16 protein-coding genes and 1 tRNA gene are annotated in these 15,561 nt (G+C 47.4%); 7 read left to right on the top strand and 10 right to left on the bottom strand.

The window, feature by feature from the left end:
• Positions 1-37 precede the first annotated feature (37 nt).
• Positions 38-1,804, top strand: a complete 1,767-nt coding sequence (locus ABJO30_06970; GenBank protein ID MEP3232552.1) for a L,D-transpeptidase family protein — start codon at positions 38-40, stop codon at positions 1,802-1,804.
• A gap of 318 nt (positions 1,805-2,122) precedes the next feature.
• A complete protein-coding gene (locus ABJO30_06965; GenBank protein MEP3232551.1) occupies positions 2,123-4,321 on the top strand; it encodes a DUF882 domain-containing protein in 2,199 nt (732 codons plus the stop codon).
• An 85-nt stretch (positions 4,322-4,406) separates the two neighbouring features.
• Here ABJO30_06965 and ABJO30_06960 read toward each other — a convergent pair whose 3' ends face one another.
• The 3 genes from ABJO30_06960 to ABJO30_06950 all read right to left on the bottom strand — a co-directional run bounded on the left by ABJO30_06960 (position 4,407) and on the right by ABJO30_06950 (position 5,956).
• Positions 4,407-4,676 carry a DUF2312 domain-containing protein gene (locus ABJO30_06960; protein ID MEP3232550.1) on the bottom strand — a complete coding sequence of 90 codons (270 nt, stop codon included), beginning with the start codon at positions 4,674-4,676 and terminating at the stop codon, positions 4,407-4,409.
• 96 nt (positions 4,677-4,772) lie between these two features.
• Positions 4,773-5,078: a DUF1244 domain-containing protein gene (locus ABJO30_06955; protein ID MEP3232549.1), complete on the bottom strand. Its 306-nt coding sequence runs from the start codon at positions 5,076-5,078 to the stop codon at positions 4,773-4,775.
• Positions 5,079-5,152: 74 nt separating this feature from the next.
• A complete protein-coding gene (locus ABJO30_06950) occupies positions 5,153-5,956 on the bottom strand; it encodes an N-formylglutamate amidohydrolase (GenBank protein MEP3232548.1) in 804 nt (267 codons plus the stop codon).
• Between the two features lie 122 nt (positions 5,957-6,078).
• Between ABJO30_06950 and ABJO30_06945 the strand changes: the two genes are divergently transcribed.
• Positions 6,079-6,606: a DUF1036 domain-containing protein gene (locus ABJO30_06945; GenBank protein ID MEP3232547.1), complete on the top strand. Its 528-nt coding sequence runs from the start codon at positions 6,079-6,081 to the stop codon at positions 6,604-6,606.
• Between the two features lie 4 nt (positions 6,607-6,610).
• Entirely contained in the window at positions 6,611-8,047 is a 1,437-nt protein-coding gene (gene pyk, locus ABJO30_06940) for a pyruvate kinase (protein ID MEP3232546.1), read from the top strand.
• A gap of 3 nt (positions 8,048-8,050) precedes the next feature.
• On the opposite strand, the gene ABJO30_06935 is transcribed toward pyk, so the two are convergent.
• The 5 genes from ABJO30_06935 to ABJO30_06915 form a co-directional block, all read right to left on the bottom strand.
• Complete coding sequence (locus ABJO30_06935; protein MEP3232545.1) at positions 8,051-9,055, bottom strand: alpha/beta hydrolase; 1,005 nt, start codon at positions 9,053-9,055, stop codon at positions 8,051-8,053.
• 33 nt (positions 9,056-9,088) lie between these two features.
• Complete coding sequence (locus ABJO30_06930) at positions 9,089-9,838, bottom strand: tetratricopeptide repeat protein (protein MEP3232544.1); 750 nt, start codon at positions 9,836-9,838, stop codon at positions 9,089-9,091.
• Positions 9,839-9,996: 158 nt separating this feature from the next.
• Positions 9,997-10,122 (bottom strand): type B 50S ribosomal protein L36, encoded by a 126-nt coding sequence (gene ykgO, locus ABJO30_06925; GenBank protein ID MEP3232543.1) that lies wholly within the window; start codon positions 10,120-10,122, stop codon positions 9,997-9,999.
• A 69-nt stretch (positions 10,123-10,191) separates the two neighbouring features.
• Positions 10,192-10,266, bottom strand: a tRNA-Val gene (locus tag ABJO30_06920).
• Between the two features lie 115 nt (positions 10,267-10,381).
• The gene (locus ABJO30_06915; protein MEP3232542.1) at positions 10,382-10,744 is read right to left on the bottom strand and encodes a response regulator; all 363 of its coding nucleotides are present in this window, start codon (positions 10,742-10,744) and stop codon (positions 10,382-10,384) included.
• Between the two features lie 219 nt (positions 10,745-10,963).
• Here ABJO30_06915 and ABJO30_06910 point away from each other — a divergent pair, with 219 nt between their 5' ends.
• A complete protein-coding gene (locus ABJO30_06910) occupies positions 10,964-11,857 on the top strand; it encodes an N-formylglutamate amidohydrolase (protein MEP3232541.1) in 894 nt (297 codons plus the stop codon).
• 15 nt (positions 11,858-11,872) lie between these two features.
• Positions 11,873-12,655, top strand: coding sequence for a histidinol-phosphatase (gene hisN / locus ABJO30_06905; GenBank protein MEP3232540.1), 783 nt, complete (start codon positions 11,873-11,875; stop codon positions 12,653-12,655).
• A gap of 8 nt (positions 12,656-12,663) precedes the next feature.
• Here the strand turns inward: hisN and ABJO30_06900 are convergent, their stop codons facing one another.
• Positions 12,664-13,728, bottom strand: coding sequence for an alpha/beta hydrolase (locus tag ABJO30_06900; GenBank protein MEP3232539.1), 1,065 nt, complete (start codon positions 13,726-13,728; stop codon positions 12,664-12,666).
• 198 nt (positions 13,729-13,926) lie between these two features.
• Complete coding sequence (locus ABJO30_06895; GenBank protein ID MEP3232538.1) at positions 13,927-14,430, bottom strand: hypothetical protein; 504 nt, start codon at positions 14,428-14,430, stop codon at positions 13,927-13,929.
• A 337-nt stretch (positions 14,431-14,767) separates the two neighbouring features.
• Here ABJO30_06895 and ABJO30_06890 point away from each other — a divergent pair, with 337 nt between their 5' ends.
• On the top strand, positions 14,768-15,235 hold the full coding sequence (locus ABJO30_06890) for an Hsp20 family protein (protein MEP3232537.1): 468 nt from the start codon (positions 14,768-14,770) through the stop codon (positions 15,233-15,235).
• Positions 15,236-15,561: the final 326 nt, after the last annotated feature.

The following is a 15,561-nucleotide window of genomic DNA, read 5'->3' as shown; positions in this document are numbered from 1 at the left end:
TTTTTGAATTTTAAAATTGAGACTGGGTCTAAACGGTATGATTTCGAGAACATTTTTGTGGGTTTCCACCGCACTTGCCATGACTGCAACTGCGGCATTAGCAACAGATGCGAATGTGCAATCTTCTGCGGAAACAAAACTGGCTTCTTTGACAGGTGCTGAAAGCACTCTTGCTCATCCAGAACTCCTGAAAACACCTGAAAAAACTGCTCTTTCAACGCCACTGGTTGACCCTGAAAGGCTGCTTGATCAAGCGCCTGAATCTGATGATGCGGGTGCGATTGTTTCTGAGACAGCTGCAAATGGTGCCGTTGCCGTGGCAATTGAGGGCATTGTCGGTGAGCTTTTCAATACAGGTGATGCTGTTGACCGTGAAAACCGCGAAGCCATTGCCGATTTTTATGGTGAGCGCAATTATCAACCTGTTTGGGTGAAAGACGGCGTTTTGACGCAAGAAGCCAATCTTTTGATTGAGCGACTTAATAATGCTTCAGTCGATGGTTTGGATCCGTCAGATTATCCAGTTTATGAGCTTGATGGCTATGAAGATGCTGGTTCAGTTGCGGGTGCAGAAATGCAGTTGACTGAAACGCTCCTTAAGTATGCGCGCCATGCTCAAGGTGGCCGGTTGGTTCCAAGCAAAGTAAGCCATGGTTTTAAGAATAAGCCTGTTTATCCAGAACCAGCAGAAGTGCTGGTTAAGCTTGCAAATAGCGTCGACAAAGTTGCGGCACTTTCTAGCTACAATCCCCCGCATAAGGGATTTAAGGCATTAAAAGCTGAGCTTGAACGCATGCAAGCTGCCACGGCCATTGAACCAAACGTTATCGTGCCTGAAGGCAAGACCCTTTATAAAGGTGTGCGTAGTGACCGTGTCGCTATTTTGCGCGAGCGATTGAATGTGCCGGTGATTGACGACGAAGATCCGAGAGAATTCGACAAGCCGCTACAAGCAGCGGTGCGTGCCTTTCAAAAAGAACATCACCTTATTGCTGATGCGGTTGTCGGTTCAAAAACGCTGAGATTTTTGAACGGTAAAACGAGCAATCGGGTTCATGATATTGTTGCCAATATGGAACGCTGGCGCTGGTTGCCGCGCGACATGGGCAATTTGCATGTGGTGGCGAATGTTCCTTCTTATAATGCGACTGTTTATAAGAATGGCGACAATATTCACCGCACCCGCGTGGTGGTTGGTAAAACCAAACACGCCACACCGATTTTTTCTGACCACATGGAATTTGTGGTCGTAAATCCGCATTGGAATGTGCCGTATTCAATCGCTTCTAAAGAGCTTTTGCCGAAAATTAGATCCAACCCATCTTATGTGAGTAGCCGCAATTACGAGATTATTCGTGGTGGGCGTGTGGTTGATCCAACGTCGGTGAATTGGAATGAAAACAGCTTCAGAAAAGTGCGCATTCGCCAGAAACCAGGTGGCCGTAATGCTCTTGGTCTTGTGAAGTTCTTGTTCCCGAATGAACACGCAATTTATTTTCATGATACGCCGTCAAAAAGCCTTTTCCAGCGCGTTTCAAGAGCCTACAGCCATGGGTGTGTGCGTATTCATAACCCATTCAAATTTGGCGATGTGTTGATGAAACACTCTAAAGGCTGGAAAAATGGCCGTTTGCGTTCAATGGTTGGTGGCAAAGAAAAATACATTAAGCTCAGAGGTGATGAGCGTATTCAAGTACACTTGACCTACTTCACAGCGGTTGCTGACGAAGATGGAAAAATTTCATATAAATCAGATCTTTACGGACACCATAAGCGTGTAAAGCGTGCGCTCGGACTTCTGTAAAGCTTCATTTCAAGATCAGTTTTGTTGATTAAATCCCGTCTCATTGTTAATCTTTGATTAACCATGATTGGACGGGTTATGCCCATTTGTGAGGCGCTGCCCCAATCTTGTCATAGTCAAGGTTCAAAAGTGGGTGGAATAATGCAGTGTTTTTTGGTAAATGTCTGTTAACGCTAAACACCGATAATAGGGACTGGGGAAGCTGAAGTTGTGCTAAGTATCGGTGTAGGAACAACGCTTTTGAGAAACAATATTGTAATGAATTTTGCGCAGCGTGCATTTGCTCGCGCTCTCCGTAAATCAAAAGCGGTGAAAAGATTGGCGAACGCCACTCTTTCTGCAGCGCTTAGTGTTGGCGTATTGGTTGCTCCAATTCCTTATCAAGGTGTTAGTGAAGCGAATGCTGCAGGCGGCACGCGCACACTCTGGGTGCATTTCACGCATACGGGCGAAGAAAAGAAAATCACCTTCCGCCGTAATGGACGTTATGTCCAAAAAGGTCTTAGAGAACTTGAGTGGATTGTAAGAGATTTTCGCCGTAAGAAATCGACGAAGATGGACCCGCGTCTGTTTGACCTGATTTGGTCTGTTTATCAAGAATCTGGAGCGACAAAGGCGATACGCGTTGTATCCGGTTTCCGCTCGTTGAAAACCAACAATCAACTTCGACGTCGTTCGCGCGGTGTCGCAAAAACCAGCCAGCATACAGCCGGTAAAGCGATGGACTTTTTCATTCCTGGTGTGCCAGTGCGCCGCTTGCGCGAAATTGGTCTGCGTTTGCAAGTTGGTGGTGTTGGTTATTATCCAGGTTCTAGAACGCCCTTCGTTCACATGGATACAGGACGTGTACGTCACTGGCCTCGTATGACGCCAAAACAGCTTGCAGGTGTCTTTCCAAAAGGTAAGACCATTCACGTGTCAACAAATGGCCGCAAGCTTGCTCGTTATTCCCAAGCGCTCGCGGAATACAATGCGAATAAGAACCGTGTTGTTCAGCCGTTGAGCAAGTCGAAACGCACAGTTATTGCTTCGGCTTCTAAGAAAAAGAAGAAAAATGGCGGCGTTCTTGCTGGTATTTTTGGCAAGAAAAAGAAAACTACGCAAACAGCGGCGAAACCAATTGTCGTTGCTGCAAAAGTTGCAAAGCCCTCAGTTCCGGTGAACCCTCCAGTTCCGGTGAAAAGAGTGCAAGCGTCAACGCCTGCACCAGTGCTAGAGACAACGCCTGCGCCAACGCCTGAACAAAAAGTTCCTGCTGCCGCACCTGCTGTGATTGCCAATAGGCTTGATCCAAATGATACAACGCCGATCCCATCGCGTATTGGCCGTGTTGATGAGGCACCAAAGGCTCCGCTAGCGCTTGCTGCTGCCAATGTGCCAGCTCCTCGCGCTTTGCCGAGTGGCCTGCGTGACCAATTTACTCCTCCTTCTGCAATCGTGATTGCTCAAGCACCAGCGCCGAAATTGCGTCCAGATTATGCGCCGACAAACTTAGAAGTTGGTCAGCCGCAAGTGATTGCAGCTAACTCTGCGCGTACTGAAGATGATGGACCAATTGCGATTGATCCAACGAAAACGGCCGCGCTTTCTCGCGACAGCCTTAATGTGCCTGCGCCTGAAGTTGTTAAAAACCGTCTAGGCGGGGCTAATGATCCAACGCGATTGGTGTTGAATGAAACACCTAGGAAGAAGCCTGAGCTTGTTCAACCGGCAACAGCGACGCTTGCCTATGCAGTTGCAACTCAACCAGCAGCGCGTCCTTCTGCGATAAGCACAGATTCGTTTAATGATCGCTTTGGAAGCTTTGATACAGATATTCGTTCTGGTAATTTGCCACCTGTAAAACCTGCTGTTGAAGTAAAGCAGGTCGCTAAAGTGAAAGCTGCGCCAAAAGTCAAAGAAGAGCCTAAGTCAGAGTTTAATCGCTTTGCAGCCTTTGATTCAGTGACGCCAGCAGCTGCGGTGACGTTGAAAGATTTGGGGCTAGGTGAATCAAGTCGTGCCTTGGCGCTTCGTAAATCTCTCGGTGTCCCTGACACGACAGAACTTCGCAAAAAACTGCTTCAAACGCAGCATGCAAACCTTACACCGCCAACACCACTTCCAGCGCCTCGTCGCATAAGCACTGCTAAACTGGAATCACCTGTGAAGCCTGCGGAATCCCCAGCGAAGCTTGTGGAATCCCCAGCGAAGCTTGCGGAATCCCCAGCGAAGCTTGCGGAATCATTGACCGATACAGCGGCGAAATTGGATTTTGCTGGCGAGCATAAGCAGATCGTGACAGCGCTTCTTGCTAAAGAATCTTTGCTTGATGAAATGTACAGCCAGTTTGCATTGCCAAAACCGAACAAGATGCCAAGCCTGTTTGTTAGCCCAAGTCGTACCTTCAAAGGCGCATTCACAGTTGCTTCTAACAAGGGCTTTGACGCCAAGTTTGAGGGTGATGTAATCGCCATCACACCAACAGTCGACTTTAGTGTCGGCACGGGCCTAAAAGTTACTTGGTTGCAAAACTAAGCTTCATGCTTTTCAATTTATAAAACGAAAAAACCGACGGTAAGCCGTCGGTTTTTTTATGCGTAAACGATTGTTTGATTGATCGCTATTCGTCGTCGCTTGAAGAAGGTTCGACCATGCCGAGCGCATGCATATAAAGGTCTAGCATTGCTTCTTGCTCTTGGCGCTCAGCTGACTCGACTTTGCGCAATGTCACAATCTTGCGAAGTGTTTTTGTGTCATAGCCGTTTGCTTTCGCTTCGGCATATACTTCTTTTACGTCGTCAGCGATGGCTTTCTTTTCTTCTTCAAGCCGTTCAATACGCTCTACGATGGTGCGAAGTTGATCTGCTGCGACGCCGCCAATATCTGACATACTCTTACCTTTGACTTTACATAAATGTGGAAGACCTTGGGTGCCAGATGAGGCTGGCTTGGTCAATAGATTGTTGTGGTTTTATCGTTGACGCGATCAATGCTGCGGAGGGTTGGCCTCAAACTTGGCTTTTTGATCTGCTGTCGCTTCAGTTTGATATTTGTCGCGCCATTCTGAATAAGGCATGCCATAGACAACTTCGCGCGATGCTTCTTTGTCCATCTCGATGCCCTGTTCGGCGGCTGCTTCTCCGTACCAGCGTGATAGGCAGTTGCGGCAAAAACCGGAGAGGTTCATCAAATCGATGTTTTGAACATCGGTGCGTTCACGAAAGTGGGCGACAAGCCTGCGAAAGGCTGCCGCTTCCAGCTCAGTTTGTGTCTTTTCATCAATTTTTGACATCGTATTTTCCTGCAATTGTTTGCGTCAGTTTAGGAAATGGTGAAGGACCATGCAATGAAACTTTGCATCGATTTCTATCGCTCTGTTCGCGATGGATAGATGGTGTGTTCATTCAATGCAGGGTTGTTAAATTGCTCTTTTAAGAGAGGTGTCAGACGATTTGCCCAATCTTCTGCCCCGGCTTTGGTTGCGATCAAATCTTGCCGTAACTCAACCAAAGCATGGGCGCGGCCCATTTTTGTGCCGTGCTGAAACATGCAATCATTCTTCAATGCGCCGTCATAAGGAACATTGTCACCAACTGTAAGCGTGGGATCGGCTCTTAGCCCTTCAAGCAGTGGTTTTGGTAATCTTGGGTCGCTGTCCCACAAAATTGTGATCTCCCATGGGCGAGGGGTGCCACGCCAATTGGGGGTGAAGGAATGGACGGAAAAGATAAAGGCTGCTTGCCCATCCCTTGCGGCTTCAATAGCGAGTAATTCATCCTCGACCCGTTGATGGTAAGGGGCATGATAAAGGCGGCGGCGTTTTTCAATCTCTGCGGCATCTGCCTTCGCGTTTTCTGGGATCAATGCCCCATCAGAAATGCGCATCATCAAGGTTGGGTCATCGTGGCCACGGTTAGGGTCGATCAACAATCGCGAGAAATTAGATAAAACCGCTGGCACATCAAGGGTTTTAGCAAGAGCCAGCGTGACGTCTCTAGCGCCAATATCATAAGCGATGTGGCGTGATAATTGATCTTCGCCCAGCCCTAATTTGTTGTAAGCAGCTGGTATGGTTGCTGTTGCATGATCGCAGAGTAATAAAAGTCCCTTTTTGCGGTCTCCGGCAACATGGTCGAAGGGGGAATAATCGTTTAAAGTAGAGAGGGTCATAAGAAGCCGAACAGTTGAAGAATTGCCGTTAAATGTCTTTATCAGTTTCTTCGTTTTGCTGCATTAGCATTCAACAAGATGGTTGAACAACTTTGGCTGCTATTGTGTGAGCGTTGACAAGGGTGAGCCTCACAGCAATACATAGGGCTAATGATAAACGAATCGATTTTATTCGACACATGAAAAAAATAGCTTGCACTTTTCTGTCACTATGCCATTACAACACACTAACGGCATTTATTGGTGGTTCTCTCACTCTTGGCGCAGCGTCAGTTGCCCATGCAGACTTGAGATTGTGCAATAAAACATCGAGCAAAATCAGCGTTGCCATAGGCCACAAAAACGATGGTTCTTGGAAGACTGAGGGTTGGTGGAATTTCAGTCCAACTGATGACGACAATGCTTGCAAGGTTTTATTGCCAGGACCTCTGACTTCGCGTTTTTATTATGTCTATGCAATGGACATAACAAAGGGCGGCGAATGGGGTGGGAAAGCATTGCTTTGCACCCAGCAAAAAGAATTCACCATTGAGGGGATAGAAAATTGTATCCCGCGTGGTTTTGAACAAACCGGCTTCTTTGAAGTCGATACCAGCAAACAGGAAAGTTGGACAATCCAACTGACCGATCCAGAACAAGACGGAACATAGAATTATGAGAAGAGAACGCAAGGTCAAGATTTTAGCTACACTTGGGCCTGCATCATCTTCCCCGGAAATGCTGCGAAAATTGTTTGATGCTGGCGTAGATACATTCCGTATCAACATGAGCCACTCAAGCCATGAATTACTCAATTCCCTCGTTGATGCTATTCGTAAGGTCGAAACTGAAGTGCAACGCCCTATCGGTATTTTGGCTGATTTGCAGGGGCCGAAGCACCGCCTTTCAGCATTTGCGGATGATAAAATTAAACTAACAGTAGGTGATGAATTCGTTTTGGATTCAAATGATATCCCTGGCGATCAGTCGCGGGTTTATTTGCCGCACCCTGAAATTTTTGAATCTGTAGAAGCAGGCCACCGTTTGCTTTTAGATGATGGTAAAGTGCGCCTTCGCTGTATCAGCAATGACGGCAAGCGGATTGTTTCAACAGTTGAAGTGGGTGTTGGGCTTTCAAGCCGCAAAGGTGTTTCGATGCCTGATAGCAGCCTGTCTGTTGGTGCGTTGACTGAAAAAGATTTGGCAGACCTTAACGCTGCTTTGGCGGCAAAGGTTGACTGGATTGCGCTGTCATTTGTGCAACGCCCTGATGATATTGCTGAAGCACGCAAAATCGCTCGTGGCCGTGTCGGCATCATGACCAAGGTTGAAAAGCCTCAAGCGCTTCAGTGTTTGAATGAAATTATTGAATTGTCTGATGCCATTATGGTGGCACGTGGTGACCTTGGTGTTGAAATGCCTTTGGAGGCAGTGCCAGGTATTCAAAAACGTCTAACACGGGCCGCCCGTCGTGCGGGTAAGCCGGTGGTTGTTGCGACACAAATGCTGGAATCAATGATTACAGCGCCTGCACCAACACGGGCTGAAGTTTCCGATGTTGCAACGGCAGTGTTTGAAGGTGCTGATGCGATTATGCTCTCTGCAGAATCAGCCGTCGGCGATTTCCCGATTGAAGCGGTCGCAACCATGAACCGTGTGGCGATTGAAGTTGAAAGCGACGGGAACTACGAAAACATTATGCACGCACAACGCACAGAGCCGGAAGCAACAGGTGCTGATGCTATTTCTGCCGCTGCACACCAGATTGCAGAAACATTGGGCCTTGCTGCTATTTGCTGTTTCACGTCTTCTGGTTCAACAGGCATTCGCGCATCGCGTGAACGCCCGACGACGCCAATCATTGCGCTGTCTCCAGTGCCAAGCACCGCCCGTCGTTTAGCTCTTGTATGGGGACTGCACTGTGTCATCAGTGAAGACGCTAAAGACTTGGATGACATGGTGGATAAAGCGTGTAACGTTTCGCTATCTGAAGGCTTCGCGCGATCTGGTGAGCGTGTGATTATTTCTGCAGGTGTGCCGCTTGGAACGCCAGGTGCGACCAATATGCTGCGTGTTGCCTTCGTTGGCTCACAAGGTGCTGGCGGGATCTAATTGCTATTCAGCCGCTGTTGTTTGGAAAGCTGGCTTAACGTCATCGACCAATAGCCTAATTTCTTCTGCAAAAAGCTCTGCCGCATCATGATGCGGCATATGCCCCGCGTTTTTGAGATAAATCAGACGTGTGCGTGGATCTTTGATGTCCCGCGCCAAACCTTCTGAATGAACCCATGGCAGAACAATTTGATCCTTGTCTCCCGTGATGATGGTAGTCGGCACGGCAATCTCACCATAGCGTTTTGATTGTTTCACCACAAAGTCCCGCAGCACGGCAATATCATTTGCATTGGCGCGAAAACGTTTCGGCGTTAACACCATATTGTTTCCAATATCATTGGCGTAAACGGCAGGTACGTTGTTTGGCCAAAATACTTTTTGCGTGGCGCACTCTAGTTGGCGAAGGCCGATTGGTAGCGTTAGCGTATTGCAGAAAAGCGGCCCAATTATCGGGTGTGAGGCAAGATGGTAATACCAGCTTACACCACCGGGCCACGGGTGGCTGACAGGTGAATTAAACAGCAGGCCTGCAACTCGTTCTGGGTAATCAAGCGCAATATTGGCAATCAATGCACCGCTATAGGAATGCCCGACGAATATGGCTTGCTTAACACCAATCTCATTCAGCAGGCCGATCACTTGTTTGGCTTGTTGATCTGGCATGTTCATCGTCTCATCACGCGTGCTCCAACCGTGGCCGGGGCGATCGATGAAGATGAGGCGGGCATCATCAACAAGCCGGTCTTTGAAAACGTGCAATGGGTCGCGCAGATTACCGCTTGCCCCATGCAGAAAGACCACAGCAAAGCCTGTTGCTTTGTCTTGAGCATTTCCTTTGGTGTCGATGAAATGAACATCGTGTCCATTGATTTTTGCAATCTCGCCAAGCGGCGGAAATGCTTTGATAATTTTAGCTGCTTCACGTTGTGTAATTTTGGCCAGCCAAAACAGGCCACCCGCAATGACACAAATGAGGACTAAAATCAGTATGAAAGCTATTAGCATCCCGCCACCGTTTCAATGAGGCTGTAGCGCCAGTTAAGCGCCACGGCCTTCAATTTCTTTACGTAAGGTCTCAATTTGCTTTTTGAGGTGCTCCAATGACGGATTGATTTCTAGGGCACGCCGCATGAATTCAAGCGCACGGGCATCCTCATTATAATCAAGAAGCATAATGCTAAGACCTGCCAAGGCACCAAAGTGACGAGGTTCAAGCTCTAAGGTGCGCTCTACATCTGCGATTGAATAGCCATAATCCTTATTGAGAAAATGGACTGTCGCACGTTTGTTCCAGCCTTCTGCATAATCTGGTTTCAAGCGGACGACGTTATCGAGAAAATCGAGCGCTTTGCCGTATTCTTTGTTGTTTGTAGCCTCACCTGCCCATTGAACCAAAAGATCGATCGTATCGCTGCCCGATTTTGACCAGATGGCTTCAATTTCTTGAATGGCCTTTTGTGATAACTGTTCGTTCTTGGCGTCTTTTAAAATGGCAAACAATTGATCGAGGCGCTCTTCGCGCTCTTCGCTGAGGAGAGGAAGTTCGTTGCCGCTTGCTTTGCGCTGTGCTTCTTCAAGCGCGCGGGCATCTGCTTCGTTGCGATCTTTTTGTGCGTTGCGGTCTGCTTCAGCTTCGGGACTTGGAACAGGAATTGGCGTTTTTGATTGGGCCTCTATGAAGCTATTTGCATCATTAGCCTTCGCCACCAAAACGGAGCCAGCGTTTGCGCCCGCACTGTTGGTCGACAAAAAGGAAGACATAGCAATCAGAAGGAAAATGTTTTTCATGAGTCTGATGGTAAGCGACCGCGCGTATTCGTCAAGCTTTGCGCCCTTCACAAGAAGTCACAATTACCCGATTGTTTGCGAAAAAAGTACAAACAGGAAAACCCGCCGACATTCAAGTGGGCGGGTTACCAAATAATCGTTTTAAAACCGCTTAAGGCTTAGCCTTGGCGAGCTTTAAATTTAGGGTTCGTCTTGTTGATCACGTAAAGGCGACCTTTACGGCGCACAAGACGGTTTTCCCGGTGACGACCCCGCAACGATTTAAGAGAATTTCTGACTTTCATGACGTACGTCCACTCGTTTTAAATCTCAATACTGATAATGCTAACACGCTCGACTGATGTTTTCGCGTGTGGTGGGCGTAACTGGGATTGAACCAGTGACCCCTTCGATGTCAACGAAGTGCTCTCCCGCTGAGCTATACGCCCATTTCACATGCGAAAATCACTCGGTCTTAACACCTGCAGCAATTTCGTTGGTGGCGTATAGCCTTTAAGATCGGTTTGATCAAGACCATAGGAGGCATTTGGTTGGATATTTCTGCTATGCAGCCATCAGTTTTTCAACTTCGTTCACCAGATCACGCAAATGGAAAGGTTTTGACAAAACTTTCGCGTCTTTTGGTGCATCTGATTCAGGGTTGAGAGCAACAGCTGCAAACCCTGTGATGAACATCACTTTTAGATCTGGGTCGAGTTCAGTGGCGCGACGAGCAAGCTCAATGCCATCCATTTCTGGCATGACAATATCTGTAAGCAACATCGTGAAAGGTTCTTCACACAGTCTTTCATAAGCGCTCTTGCCGTTGTCATAGGAGATAACGTCGTAGCCCGCGTTTTCTAGCGCTTTTGCTAGAAAGCGACGCATGTCGTTATCATCTTCAGCCAAAAGTATACGAGATGCCAAGTTCATAAATTTATCCGTCCACTCATCATAATTGAAGGTTAACTATGGTCCGTTTCTGTAAATATCAGGTGAACAAGATCGGTGCCAATGCATTTTCATTAAAAATATTTTGAACAGGCGATTATTATGACAAGTAGCAATCCTGTGGTAAACAAAACCCACAGGTGACAAGCGCCATCATCATTTGGTGGTATCCATCCTTCTCTTCGGTGAGTTTTCATGACGGATAATACTGATTTTACTTTTGAGGCTGCATTTGATGTGATCGCGCCCCAACAGCAAAACTTGCCGTTTGTTTTCAATTCACCGCATTCTGGTGCTCATTATCCGGCGGCCTTTTTGGAAAGTTCTCGTCTGACGCCGCTCTCAATTCGTCGCTCAGAAGATTTGTTTGTCGATGATTTGTTTATGGAAATGCCAAAATATGGTGCGCCTTTGTTGCGAGCAAACTTTCCGCGCGCTTATTTGGATGTAAACCGTGAGCCTTATGAGCTTGATCCAAAGATGTTTGATGGGCCCTTGCCATCTTATGCCAATATTCGCTCTATCCGCGTTGCAGGCGGCCTTGGTACAATTGCCCGCGTGGTGGCAGAAGGCCAAGAAATTTATCAAGGTAAGTTGAGCGTTGATGAGGCTATTAGCCGCATCGAGCACCTTTATAATCCTTACCACAAACAATTGAGACAAATGCTTGCCAAAACAATCGTTGATCACGGTGTTGCCTGTTTGATTGATTGTCATTCCATGCCATCTGGCTGCATTGGCGATAGCCACATGGCGCGACCTGATTTTGTATTAGGTGATCGTTATGGCACCAGTTGTTCTACAGATCTAACCGATATGCTTTGGACCTATCTGAACAACAAAGGTTATCATGTGAGCCGCAATAAGCCCTATGCTGGCGGGTTTATTACTGAGCACTATGGCCGACCGGCCAAGCAACTTCATGCCATCCAAATTGAGATTAATCGTGGTCTTTATGCGGATGAAGAAAACTTTGAACGCAATGAAAAATTTGGTCGTGTGAAAAAAGATCTGACCTCAGTGTTTCAAAAAATATTCAATCATCGTCAAGATTTGTTCGACGATGATATTCCTCTTGCTGCTGAATAAGCGAGACTGCGACTTATGGAACTAATTGATTTTCTCGATACATTGGGTGATGCCGCAAGTGCAGCCATTCTACCGCACTTTAGAACGCGGATGGATGAGCTTGGTGCGCTTGATAACAAGGAAGAGGGGACAGGGTTTGACCCTGTGACCGTTGCCGATAAAGCCGGTGAAATGGCGATGCGGGCGCTCATTGGTGAGCATTTTCCTGATCACGGCATATTGGGCGAAGAATATGAAAATGTTCGCCTTGATGCAGACAATGTCTGGATATTAGACCCGATAGACGGCACCCGCGCCTTTATTTCTGGTCTGCCTGTTTGGGGTGTGTTGATCGGTCATAAGCAAGACGGTAAGGCCCATGTGGGGATGATGGTTCAGCCTTTTACGGGCGAGCGCTTTGTTGGGGATTGTCAGGCTGCTTGGATGACACGCGGTGGGGAAAAAACAATTCTTAAAACCCGCACCTGTTCGTCTCTTGCGAACGCGACTTTATTCACGACGGATCCTGCTTTGATGAAGGGTCACGCGGCGCGTAAGTATCAGGCGATCGAAAAACAAGTGCGGCTCAATCGCTACGGTGTTGATTGTTATGCTTTTGCTATGCTGGCTGCAGGGCATGTTGATATCGTCATCGAAGATGGCTTGAAACCGTTTGATATAGCAGCGTTGATCCCGATTATTGAAGGCGCTGGCGGCTGCATCACAACATGGGATGGCGGTAATCCAGTTGATGGTGGTTCCATTGTTGCAAGCGGCGATCCGGTCTTGCATGAGCAACTTCTAAAAGCGTTGGCTTAAGATCAGCCCTAGCGGTCTATATTGTTGTGGTGTGCTGACTTATAGGTGGATCTCACAGGATCAGAGCCTGGAATATAAGCATCAAAAGCTGCCCAAAACTGTTCGCGCAGTTCGTCGCGCTCTTGCAAAATTTCGTGTTTAGCACCCAAAATCACGACCTGATGACCGATGCGAAGGTCTGGGCCAACTTTCTCAAGTGCGGCGGTCGACACCACTTGGTCTGACCCTGCTGCGATTATTAAAATGGGGACGTTGATTTTTTGGATGAAACTGGGGCGCAGTATTTTTCGCATACTGCGGCAACTGGCATTTAGCCATGATATTGTTGGCCCACCGATGCCAAGCTCAGGGTATTGACTGAGAAGTTTCTGGTTGCGTTCATATCTTTTTTCATCAGACGTTAGCCGATTGCCTTCGAACGGGACCTTGAGGTGATTGCCACTAGAAGCAAAAATCCAGCCGAGGCCGAGAAAGCGCACCAAACCACTGACAATTCTCGTCGGTCTTTGTGAGACGATTTTATTGCTGAATTTCTTTTTGCCGCCTTTTAACCAATGAAAGCCCATCAAGTTGGGTGGGGAAAGGTGCAGCATGGGTGCTGATAGAACGACCCGTTCAAACACGGTGCCATGACCATTGGCGCAGGAGCGGAAAATATTATGCCCACCCATTGAATGAGCAAGCGCGTAATAGGGCTTTGGACAGTTTGGTTTGACGAATTCCTCGATGAAGGTACCCAAATCACGTTGGTAATGTCTGTAACTGCTGACATGGCCGCGTGCGCGGTTTTTGAAAAATCGCTTTGACATGCCATGCCCGCGCCAATCCATTATGGCGACGGCAAAGCCTCGACGGCGCAACTCACCAATGACCTCGTAATATTTTTCGATATATTCTGAAAAGCCGTGAAACAGGCACACAGTCCCAATCGCTTCACCATCGCGGGTTAGATTGTGTGTTGGTTGCCAAAAAGCGACCCGTAATGGCACTTTGTCACGGGTAACAATTGTATGCACGGAGGCGTTTTCAGGCGCTGGGTTGTCAGTGTTTTCAAAAAGAACAGGTTTTTCCATAGTGCGCCTGCATGTGTTTAGTCTTCATCCACATGCCGCAAAAGCGACAAGACCGCAAGGAGAAGATTTTTCTCCATTACAGTCTTGCCTTACGGACCTCACGGAGGCAAGGGCGTGAGGCCGCTTAAATAGGTCAGATCTGGCTTATGCGGATGGATATTTAGCCAGTCCCAACCTAATCAGCTTTCGCCGATTTGCTTAGCGGTAACGTTTTTTGTGACGAATGACACGAGCACTGAGTATGTGACCGTTGCGTGTGTTTACACGGTACTTCGCGATAGAGCCGCGTTTGTTGTGAGCAACAACTTTTGCAACACCGTGATAGCGGTCAACAAAGCGAATATTACGAAGGCCTTTCGCTCTTAGGTGGTGGCGCAGTTGTTTATTAGATAAGCGGTGCTTGCGTGCATTTTGCGGATACTTGGGATTGTAGTTGCCAAACTTCTTGACGATAACATCCTTTTGCGCGCGATTATGGTTCGTGCGGCCTGCCTTTCGCTGGGTATAGTAGCTCTTGGTTTTTTGGCCGATTTTACGTGCCGAAATATTGAGTGTGTTGCGGCCGTCTGAGCGCTTTAGAGGTCCAACGCCGCTCCCGTATCTGGTTGCGATACTATTGTTACTATCGTTTGCCTGAACAGGTGCCTGAAAAGACAGAGTTGCGGCAACAAGGCTGGCAGCAATCAAAAGGCGCTTAAACATACTTTTTCCTTTTCCTAGTGAGTGACCACTAAGTGTGTTGTTCGGTGATGACATAATAAGAGAACTAGCATGAACAAGGTTAGAATTTGATGTTCAGTTTGCGTTCATTCTATCGTGAGGTATTAAATTCCTATATATTTCAATTTGTTAGCTTGAATTTTTTCTTAAAATTTAGGTGGAAAACCGACAATTTTGTGAAAAATCTTGAAACTGGGATGGGAAATCCACATATCTTCTAGGCAGTCGCCGATTGGGGCTGTGAGCATTGCAGGTGGGCCAAATGGACGCCGATGTCGATGCTGAAATCAAAATATGTCGCTTATGAAAGGACACAATCATGCGTCACGCTGATTATTCACCCCTATACCGTAATTCTGTTGGTTTTGACCGTTTGTTCTCACTGTTAGACAGTGTTACCGCAGATGCCCCAACAAATTCCTATCCACCTTATAACATTGAACGCACCAGCGATGATGCTTACCGCATTACGATGGCTGTTGCTGGTTTTGCCCAAGGCGATCTTGATATTGAGCTTAAAGAAACCGTTTTGACCGTGACTGGCGGCAAGGGCGACGATACGCGCGAAGGTGTTGAAGTGTTGCACCAAGGTATTGCCGCGCGATCCTTTAAAAGTCAGTTCCATGTGGCTGATCATGTGGAAGTGGTTGGTGCTGCCTTGGAAAATGGACTTTTGCACATTGATCTGGTGCGCGAGATCCCTGAGGCAATGAAACCGCGTAAAATTTCTATCGCGAGCGGTGGCTCAGACGATACGAAGCAGATTGAAGGAGCGCCGGTGAACTAAATTCGCCGTAACTTCTTAATTGTAAACAACGAATCCCATCCTTGTTATTGTTTATAGGGGTGGGATTTTTTATTTTTTTGCCTCTCTAAACAATGCCTTATCAATATTGTAGGAAAGTTTTACCCGCCCTGCCTTTAAGTCGCTTGCACTGGTCGGTTAAATCTGGCATTTTGGCGTCAAATTTAGGGCAGCAATACTGACTAAATTTAGCCGGATGCAGATCAGACGGGTCGGAAACTTCGAGTTGCGGCCCCCATTTGTCTGGAATGACCTTGATATGGCGCTTTTGGCGACAATCGATTTGGTCATTTAGGGAATTTGATGAC

This window comes from Hyphomicrobiales bacterium, assembly GCA_039973685.1.
In the GTDB taxonomy this organism is placed as follows: Bacteria; Pseudomonadota; Alphaproteobacteria; order Rhizobiales; family JACESI01; genus JACESI01.
The sequence above is the reverse complement of the archived record's forward strand: the minus strand, read 5'-3'. Positions and strand labels throughout refer to the sequence as shown.